The sequence below is a fragment of the Acidovorax delafieldii 2AN genome (assembly GCF_000175235.1).
Lineage (GTDB): Bacteria > Pseudomonadota > Gammaproteobacteria > Burkholderiales > Burkholderiaceae_C > Acidovorax > Acidovorax delafieldii_B.
The window spans coordinates 1-9,175 of record NZ_ACQT01000149.1 but is presented as its reverse complement, the minus strand read 5'-3'; the positions used below and the strand labels follow the sequence as shown (position 1 = coordinate 9,175).

General features: G+C 64.7%; 10 protein-coding genes. All 10 read left to right on the top strand.

From position 1 onward, the window contains the following. A partial coding sequence (locus ACDELDRAFT_RS15600; protein ID WP_040329475.1) for a Tim44 domain-containing protein occupies positions 1-709 on the top strand: 709 nt, incomplete at its 5' end. Positions 710-748: 39 nt separating this feature from the next. Further along, on the top strand, positions 749-1,345 hold the full coding sequence (locus tag ACDELDRAFT_RS15595; RefSeq protein WP_005798493.1) for a hypothetical protein: 597 nt from the start codon (positions 749-751) through the stop codon (positions 1,343-1,345). Continuing rightward, positions 1,342-2,907, top strand: a complete 1,566-nt coding sequence (ubiB, locus tag ACDELDRAFT_RS15590; RefSeq protein WP_005798492.1) for a ubiquinone biosynthesis regulatory protein kinase UbiB — start codon at positions 1,342-1,344, stop codon at positions 2,905-2,907. Before ACDELDRAFT_RS15595 ends, ubiB begins: the two co-directional genes overlap by 4 nt. A 66-nt stretch (positions 2,908-2,973) precedes the next feature. Beyond that, on the top strand, positions 2,974-4,419 hold the full coding sequence (locus ACDELDRAFT_RS15585) for a sodium:solute symporter family protein (RefSeq protein WP_005798491.1): 1,446 nt from the start codon (positions 2,974-2,976) through the stop codon (positions 4,417-4,419). Between the two features lie 70 nt (positions 4,420-4,489). Continuing rightward, positions 4,490-4,813: an FmdB family zinc ribbon protein gene (locus tag ACDELDRAFT_RS15580; RefSeq protein ID WP_005798490.1), complete on the top strand. Its 324-nt coding sequence runs from the start codon at positions 4,490-4,492 to the stop codon at positions 4,811-4,813. Positions 4,814-4,822: 9 nt separating this feature from the next. Further along, complete coding sequence (locus ACDELDRAFT_RS15575) at positions 4,823-5,449, top strand: DUF502 domain-containing protein (protein WP_005798489.1); 627 nt, start codon at positions 4,823-4,825, stop codon at positions 5,447-5,449. A gap of 40 nt (positions 5,450-5,489) precedes the next feature. Further along, positions 5,490-7,304 carry an aspartate--tRNA ligase gene (gene aspS, locus ACDELDRAFT_RS15570; RefSeq protein WP_040329477.1) on the top strand — a complete coding sequence of 605 codons (1,815 nt, stop codon included), beginning with the start codon at positions 5,490-5,492 and terminating at the stop codon, positions 7,302-7,304. Between the two features lie 138 nt (positions 7,305-7,442). Further along, positions 7,443-7,940, top strand: a complete 498-nt coding sequence (gene nudB, locus ACDELDRAFT_RS15565; protein ID WP_005798487.1) for a dihydroneopterin triphosphate diphosphatase — start codon at positions 7,443-7,445, stop codon at positions 7,938-7,940. Continuing rightward, positions 7,937-8,686: an endonuclease/exonuclease/phosphatase family protein gene (locus ACDELDRAFT_RS15560; protein WP_005798486.1), complete on the top strand. Its 750-nt coding sequence runs from the start codon at positions 7,937-7,939 to the stop codon at positions 8,684-8,686. The genes nudB and ACDELDRAFT_RS15560 overlap by 4 nt, the downstream gene beginning before the upstream one ends. Before the next feature lie 7 nt (positions 8,687-8,693). Next, positions 8,694-9,175: phospholipase D-like domain-containing protein (locus ACDELDRAFT_RS15555; protein WP_005798485.1), on the top strand; the 482-nt coding region annotated here is incomplete at its 3' end.

Genomic DNA, 9,175 nt, shown 5'->3' with positions numbered 1-9,175 from the left:
CCTGGGCGCCGGCTTTGGCAATATTTTGATGATTGCGCTGCTGGCATTGGCCGCGTTTGCCATCTTCAAGATGGTGGTGCGTTCACGCAAGGGCACGGGGGCTGCGCAGGGCGGCGGCAACCCGCCGTTCGCGTTCCAGGGTGCCGGTGCCGCGTCGCCGGCAGCGGCCCAGGTGCCACGCCAGTACAGCCCCGACAAGGTCGGCAACGATGCATCCGCCCGGCCGTGGGAGCGCAGCAGCATGGCCTTTGATGCCGCGCGCCAGCCCCAGGGCTCCGGTGTGGTCATCGGCTCGGGCCTTGCCGGTTCGCAGAACTGGGGTATTCCTGCCGGCTTCGACGCGGAAGGTTTTCTGTCCGCTGCCAAGCGCAACTTCGTCACGCTGCAAGCCGCCTGGGACCGCTCGGATATCGCCACGCTGCGCTCGATGATGACCGACAGCATGCTCGACGAGATTCGCACCCAGCTGACCGAGCGCGAGTCGCACCGCGGGGACCAGCCCAACCACACCGACGTGGTCATGATCGAAGCGCAATTGCTGGGCATCGAAGAGCTGGACGACGGCTACATGGCCAGCGTCGAGTTCTCGGGCATGATCCGTGAAGAGCTGTCGGCCGGGCCAAGCCCGTTCCGCGAGGTCTGGAACATGACCAAGCCCAAGACGGGCACCAGCGGCTGGCTGGTGGCAGGCGTGCAGGCGCTGCAATAAAGCGGCGGGGCTTCCCGGTTCAGGGAATAATCGGGGACTATGGCAACACCACAGTCCCCTTTTTCGTTTCTGGATGGCCTGCTCGACCGCGTGGCCGCCGGCCCGCAGCCGCCGCAGTGGCTGGTGCACGAAGTGCAGCAGCGTCTGGTTCTCTTCATCAACCATGTGCTGATGCAGGAAAAAGAGGCCATGGACCGGCTGGTGCGCCAGCGCGGCCGTGTGGCCCGCGTGCAATGGCGCTCCTACTCCATGGCCCTGCTGGTCACGCCTGCCGGGCTGTTCAACCTGGCTCCGCAAGGCGGCGTGCCGGACCTCCAGCTGGCGGTGACCGAATCGTCGCCCCTGGCCCTGGCCGAAACGGCGCTGCGGGGTGACAAGCCCGCCATCCGCATCGAGGGCGACGTGCAACTGGCCGCCGAGATCAACTGGTTGGTCGACCATGTCCGCTGGGACCTCGAGGAAGACGTCGCCCGCCTCATCGGCGACGCGCCGGCCCACACGCTGGGCCAGATGGTGCGCCGCGCGGCGCAGGCGCTGTGGCAGTTCGTGGGCAGCCGCGTGACGCCCTCGGCAGCACCGGCACCCCACGCCGCCGATGGCGCATCACCGGGCAACGCCGACCGGGCCGCTGCATGAAGCGTTTTCTGCGGGGTGCCACCATCGTCTGGGTGGTGTTCCGGTACGGGCTCGACGGCCTGTTGCTCGACAGTTTCGAGAAGCCGTGGCTCCGCGCCCTGGCGCGTGTGCTTTCGGTGGGTCGCAAGCTCGACGCGCCCCGGGGGCAGCGCCTGCGCGAGGCGCTCGAGCAACTGGGCCCCATCTTCGTCAAGTTCGGGCAGGTGCTTTCCACCCGCCGTGACCTTCTGCCGGCAGACGTGGCCGACGAACTGGCCCGCCTGCAGGATCGCGTGCCGCCCTTCGATACCGAAGTGGCCGTGGCCACCATCGAGCGGGCATTCCGCCGACCGCTGGGCGAAGTTTTTGTCTCGTTCGACCGCACGCCAGTGGCAAGCGCGTCGATTGCCCAGGTGCATTTCGCCATTCTTCGCGACCGCACGGGCGTCGAGCGCGAGGTGGCCGTCAAGGTGCTGCGCCCGGGCATGCTGCCTGTCATCGAGAAAGACCTGGGGCTCATGCGTGTCATGGCGGGCTGGGTGGAAAACCTGTCGTCGGATGGCAAGCGTCTCAAGCCCCGCGAGGTGGTGGCCGAGTTCGACAACTACCTCCACGACGAGCTGGACCTGGTGCGCGAAGCTGCCAACGCCGCGCAATTGCGCCGCAACATGGAAGGGCTGAACCTGGTGCTGGTGCCGGAAATCTTCTGGGATTTCTGCCACGCCGAGGTCATGGTGATGCAGCGCATGAACGGCGTGCCGATCAGCCAGGTCGAGCGTTTGCGCGATGCGGGCGTTGACATCCCGAAGCTGGCGCGGGACGGCGTCACGATCTTCTTCACCCAGGTGTTCCGCGACGGTTTTTTCCACGCCGACATGCACCCGGGCAATATCCAGGTGAGCCTTGAGCCTGCCACGTTCGGGCGCTACATTTCGCTCGACTTCGGCATCGTGGGGACGCTGACCGAGTCCGACAAGGAATACCTTGCGCAAAACTTCGTGGCCTTCTTCCGCCGCGACTACAAGCGCGTGGCCGAGCTGCACATCGAAAGTGGCTGGGTGCCACCGGAAACGCGGGTCAATGACCTCGAATCGGCCATCCGCACGGTGTGCGAACCTTATTTCGACCGGCCGCTCAAGGAGATTTCATTGGGCATGGTGCTGATGCGCCTCTTCCAGACGTCGCGGCGCTTCCAGGTCGAGATCCAGCCCCAGCTTGTGCTGCTGCAAAAGACCCTGCTCAACATTGAAGGCCTGGGCCGCCAACTCGACCCCGAGCTGGACCTCTGGAGCACAGCCAAGCCCTTCCTCGAGAAATGGATGCTGGAGCAGATGGGGCCGCAGCGCCTGTGGCGCGAGCTGCGGGCCGAGGCGCCGCACTACGCCAAGCTCATCCCCGAGTTGCCGCGGCTGCTGTACGACTACCTCAGCCGTCCTCCCGTCCGTTCACAGGCACCGCTGCGCGAGCTGCTCGAGGCGCAAAAACGCACCAACCGCCTGCTGCAAAGCATCATCTATGGCGGCCTGGGCTTCGTGCTGGGCTTGCTGGCGATGCAGCTCATGCTGCGCATCCGGCTCTTCTGAGGCCCGCCGCCGCGCGGTTTCACCTTTCTCTTTTCAACTGCCATTCGCGACATCGAGGAGCATGCCGTGCTGTTGACCCTGGTCATCGTCTACCTGTTGATCACCATCGCCATCGGCCTCGTTGCCGCCAAGCGCGTGAAGAATGCCGCCGATTTCGCGATTGCGGGGCGGCACCTTCCGCTGTACATGATCATCACCACCACGTTCGCTACCTGGTTCGGGTCGGAGACGGTGCTGGGGATTCCGGCGAAATTCATCGAGGGCGGGCTGGGGAACGTGGTGGAAGACCCGTTTGGTGCGGGCTTCTGCCTGATTCTGGTGGGCCTGTTCTTTGCCGGCAAGCTCTACCGCATGACGTTGCTGACCATCAGCGACTACTACCGCGAACGCTACGGGCGCGCGGTGGAAGTCGTCTGCTCGCTCATCATCATGTTGAGCTACCTGGGCTGGGTGTCGGCGCAGGTGACCGCGCTGGGACTGGTGTTCAACCTGCTGTCGGGTGGCACCATCAGCATCCAGGTGGGCATGACGATCGGAGTGGTGTCCATTCTTGCCTACACGCTCTTTGGCGGCATGTGGTCGGTGGCCGTGACCGACTTCATCCAGATGATCATCCTGGTGGTCGGGCTGGCGGTCATCGCCGTGTTTGCCGGCAACATGGCCGGGGGGGCGAACAAGGTGATCGAGCTGGCCGCCAGCCGCGAACTGTTCCGCTTTCTGCCAGATCCGAAATTCCACGACATCGTGTTCTTTGTCGCGGCCGGTATCACGATGATGTTCGGGTCCATTCCTCAGCAGGACGTCTTCCAGCGCGTCATGTCCGCCAACAACCTCCATGCCGCCACGCGCGGGCCGGTGATCGGCGGTATCGCCTACATCCTGTTCGCCTTTGTGCCGATGTTCCTGGTGGCCAGCGCGCTCATCATCATGCCCGCGGAAACCGCCGAGCTGCTCAAGGACGACCCGCAGAAGGTGCTGCCCACGCTGGTGTTGAACAAGATGCCTTTCGTGATGCAGGTGCTCTTTTTCGGCGCGCTGCTGTCAGCGCTCAAGTCCACGGCGTCGGCCACGCTGCTGGCGCCCAGCGTGACGTTCACCGAGAACATCTGGCGCCAGTTCCGCCCGCATGCCTCCGACCGGCAGCACCTGCGCACCATGCGTGTCACCACCCTGGTGTTCAGTGCCCTGGTGCTGGCCTATGCCATCCACATGCAGGGCACGTCGATCTATGAGCTGGTTTCAGGGGCCTACCAGGTGCCGCTGGTGGGGGCCTTCGTTCCCCTGGTGTTCGGGCTGTACTGGAAGCGTGCCACCACCCAGGGCGCGGTCTTTGCCATCGTGCTGGGGCTGGTGACATGGCTGCTGTTCCTGGTCACGCCGGCGGCCCAGGTGTTTCCGGCGCAACTCGCGGGACTGCTGGCGGCGCTGGCGGGAATGCTGGTTGGATCGCTGGGCCCGCAGGCCATCCGCAACAGCCACGCCACCCACCACCGCGTCGTCGGCGTGGAATGAGCGCGGGGTGTTGAATGGAGGGCGGCCGCCTATAATTAAAGGTTTTGCACTTTCCCCCAACACTCTCGTCATGCCTATTTACGCCTACAAATGCGGCTCCTGCGGCCATGCCAAGGATGTTCTGCAGAAAATATCGGACCCTCAGTTGACGGTGTGCCCCGCGTGCGGCGCAGAGTCGTTCACCAAGCAGGTGACGGCTGCCGGTTTCCAGCTCAAGGGGTCGGGCTGGTATGTGACGGATTTCCGGGGCGGCAGCGGTGGCAATTCCGCGCCCGCCACCGAACCCAAGGCCGATGCCCAGGACACGCCCGCTGCCCCCGCAGCGGACACTGGCGCCGCCACCAAGGCACAGGCCAGCACCGCCCCCACGTCCACCTCTACCTCCTCGACCTGAGCACATCCGATGTCTGCCTTGCGCAAGTGGTTGTTCACCGGGCTGCTGGTGATTGTTCCCGGAGTGATCACCATCGCGGTGCTCAACTGGATCGTGGGCACGCTCGACCAGACCCTGCAGATCCTGCCGGGCGCATGGCAGCCCGACAAGTTGCTGGGGTTCCATATTCCCGGTTTCGGCGTGCTGCTGACCCTGCTGATCCTGCTGCTGGTGGGCGCAACGGCCAGCAACTTCGCCGGCCGCAAGCTGGTGCAGTTCGGTGACAGCCTGGTCAGCCGCATCCCGGTGGTGCGCTCGATCTATTCGAGCGTCAAGCAGGTGTCCGACACGCTTTTTTCCGAGAGCGGTAATGCATTCCGCACCGCCGTGCTGGTGCAGTGGCCGCGCGAGGGCGTGTGGACCGTGGCCTTCGTCACCGGCACCCCTGGCGGCGAGGTGGCTGCGTATTTGCGCGACGAATTCGTCAGCGTGTACGTGCCCACCACCCCCAATCCCACCGGCGGTTATTTCGTGATGGTGCGCAAGAGCGATTGCGTCGAACTCGACATGAGCGTGGATGCGGCGCTCAAATACATTATCTCGATGGGTGTGGTTGCCCCTGCCGACCCCGCCCTCGTTTCCGTACCTCCCAAGTGATTCCCCTTTAATGCGCCACAGCGGCGCCGGAAGTTTTGCCATGGCCATGCGTTCCCACTATTGCGGTCTTGTGACCGAAGCCCTCCTGGGCCAAACCGTCACCCTGTCGGGCTGGGTGAACCGCCGCCGCGACCATGGCGGCGTGATCTTCATCGACCTGCGCGACCGCGAAGGGTCGGTGCAGGTGGTTTGCGACCCGGACCGTGCCGAGATGTTCAAGACCGCCGAAGAGGTGCGCAACGAGTTCTGCGTGCAGGTCAAGGGCGTGGTGCGTGCACGTCCCGCGGGCACCACCAACGACAACCTCCAAAGCGGCAAGATCGAGGTCCTGTGCCACGAGCTGAACGTGCTCAATCCATCGGTCACGCCTCCGTTCCAGATCGACGAGGAAAACCTGTCGGAGACGACGCGCCTCACGCACCGCGTGCTGGACCTGCGTCGCCCCTACATGCAGAACAATCTGATGCTGCGCTACCGCGTGTCCATGGAAGTGCGCAAGTTCCTTGATGCCAACGGCTTCATCGACATCGAAACCCCCATGCTCACCAAGAGCACGCCCGAGGGCGCGCGCGACTACCTCGTGCCCAGCCGCGTGCACGACGGCCATTTCTTCGCTCTGCCGCAATCGCCCCAGTTGTTCAAGCAGTTGCTGATGGTGGCGGGCTTCGACCGCTACTACCAGATCACCAAGTGCTTCCGCGACGAAGACCTGCGCGCTGACCGCCAGCCCGAGTTCACGCAGATCGATATCGAGACCTCGTTCATGGACGAGCAGGAAATCCGCGACATGTTCCAGGGCATGATCAAGACGGTGTTCCAGAACACGCTGGGCGTGGATCTGGGCGAGTTCCCCGTCATGACCTACCAGGACGCGGCGTACCGCTACGGCTCCGACAAGCCCGACCTGCGCGTCAAGCTTGAATTCACCGAGCTGACCGACGTGATGAAGGACGTGGACTTCAAGGTGTTCTCGGGCGCCGCCAACATGAAGAATGGCCGTGTGGTGGGCCTTCGCGTGCCCGGTGGCTCGGTCGAAGGCGGCGGCATCAGCCGTGGCGAGATTGACGCGTACACCGAGTTCGTCAAAATCTACGGCGCCAAGGGCTTGGCCTACATCCGCGTCAACGAACTGGCCAAGGGCCGTGACGGCCTGCAGTCGCCCATCGTGAAGAACATCCACGACGCAGCCCTGCAAGCCGTGCTGGAGCGCACCGGCGCGCAAGATGGCGACCTGATCTTCTTCGGCGCCGACAAGGAAAAGATCGTCAACGACGCCATCGGCGCGCTGCGCATCAAGATCGGCCACAGCGAGTTCGGCAAGAAGAACGGCCTGTTCGACGACCGCTGGGCGCCGCTGTGGGTGGTGGACTTCCCGATGTTCGAGCACGACGAGGAAAGCGACCGCTGGGTTGCCGTGCACCACCCCTTCACGGCACCGAAAGACGGCCACGAGGACTACATGGTCACCGCGCCCGAGAAGTGCATTTCCAAGGGTTACGACATGGTGCTCAACGGCTGGGAAATGGGTGGCGGCTCCGTCCGTATCCACCGCGCCGACGTGCAGCAGAAGGTGTTCGATGCCCTCAAGATCACGCCCGAGGAAGCGCAGCAGAAGTTCGGCTTCCTGCTTGACGCCCTGCAGTACGGCGCGCCCCCGCACGGTGGCCTGGCCTTTGGCCTGGACCGCATCGTCACGCTGATGACGGGTGCCGAATCGATCCGCGACGTGATCGCCTTCCCCAAGACCCAGCGCGCCCAGTGCCTGCTGACCCAGGCGCCGTCGGTGGTCGACGAAAAGCAGTTGCGCGAACTGCACATCCGCCTGCGCAACCCCGACGCGGTGAAGGTCGTCTGAGCGGCTGGGGCTTCGTGCAAGAATCAAAGGGCGCCACCGGGGCGCCCTTTTTTTCTGGGAAATCGACATGGCCCATGCGCTTGATTCATGCCCCACGATCACCGGACCGCGCACCAGACGGTTTCTGCGGGCGGTGCGATGAGCGTAGCGGCCCGGTCTGATCTTCATCAGCCGGTGTTCAAGCTTCCCCAGTCGGTGCTGGTGGTGATCCATACGCCCGCGCTCGAGGTGCTGCTGATGCGCCGCGCCGTGGATGCGCCCGATGGACAGCCATTCTGGCAGTCGGTGACCGGTGGCAAGGACAGCCCGGACGAAGGGTTTCGGCAAACCGCTGTGCGCGAGGTGCTGGAGGAGACCGGTATCCATGCCGATGCACCTGGTTGCACCTTGCGCGACTGGGAACTGGAAAATGTCTACGACATCTATCCCCAATGGCTGCACCGATACGCACCCGGGGTGTCGCGCAATACCGAGCACCTCTTCGGCCTGCAAGTGAGCGCCGCGGCGCCTGTGACCTTGAATCCGCGTGAACACACGGCCTGGGCATGGTGGCCCTGGCGCGAGGCGGCAGACCGCTGCTTCTCGCCGTCCAATGCCGAGGCCATCCTGTTGCTGCCACAATTTGCCCAGTCATGAATCCACCCAACGACTCTTCTGACATCCTGCGGGTTGCCACCTACAACATCCACAAGGGCGTGCAGGGCATCGGGCCCGCGCGCCGCCTGGAGATCCACAACCTGGGCCTGGCCGTGGAGCAGCTCGATGCCGACATCGTGTGCCTTCAGGAGGTGCGCAAGGTGCACCGCCGCGAAGCCGCTTACTTCGAGCGTTGGCCCGATGTGCCGCAGGCCGAGTACCTGGCCCCTGAAGGTTACGAGGCGGTGTACCGTACCAACGCCTTCACGCGCCACGGCGAGCATGGCAATGCCCTGCTGTCGCGCTGGCCGGTGATCGGGCACCAGCACGAGGACATCTCGGACCACCGCTTCGAGCAGCGCGGTCTTTTGCATGTCGAGCTGGACGCGCACGGCCGCCGCGTGCACGTGATCGTGGTCCACCTGGGGCTCATCCCGGGCAGCCGGGTGCGGCAGGTGGAGCGCCTTCAGCAATTCATCGAACGCGAGGTGCCAACTGGCTCGCCGGTGGTGGTGGCGGGTGACTTCAATGACTGGGGCCTGCAGATCAAGCGCATGCTGTCGGGCTTCGGTCTTTACGAATTCGATGCGCCGCGCGCCTTCACGTACCCCGCCCGGTTGCCGCTGGTGCAGCTGGACCACGTGTACGTGCGGGGCCTTTCGCCGATCGGGCTGCATGTGCCGCGGGGGCGCATCTGGTGGCGCATGTCCGACCACCTGCCGCTGATCGCCGAATTCAGGCTCTGACGGACGCATGAAGCGGGTCGCCGATTTCGCGGGAGACCACCGGGTGAGGCTCTTGCAGGGGGCGCAGGAGCTGTTCCCCGCCCTGGTCGAAGCGATGGATGCGGCGCTCTCCGACATCCAGTTCGAGACCTATATCTTTGATTGCACCGGGGCCGGCGCCGAGGTGGCCGAGGCCCTCATGCGGGCAGCGCAACGCGGTGTGCGAACCCATCTGGTGGTGGACGGCGTGGGCACGGGGCCGCTGCCACCGGCATGGCGGCAGCGCCTGCGGGCGGCGGGTGTGCAATTTCGCGTGTATTCGCCGCTGGGGCCACTGGGGTTGCTGCTGCCCCATCGCTGGCGCCGCCTGCACCGCAAACTGTGTGTGGTCGATGGGCTGCTGGTGTTCTGCGGCGGCATCAACGTGCTGGATGATTTTCACGATCCTTCCTACGGAAAGCTCGATGCGCCCCGGTTCGATTTCGCCGTCGAGGCCACAGGCTCTTTGGT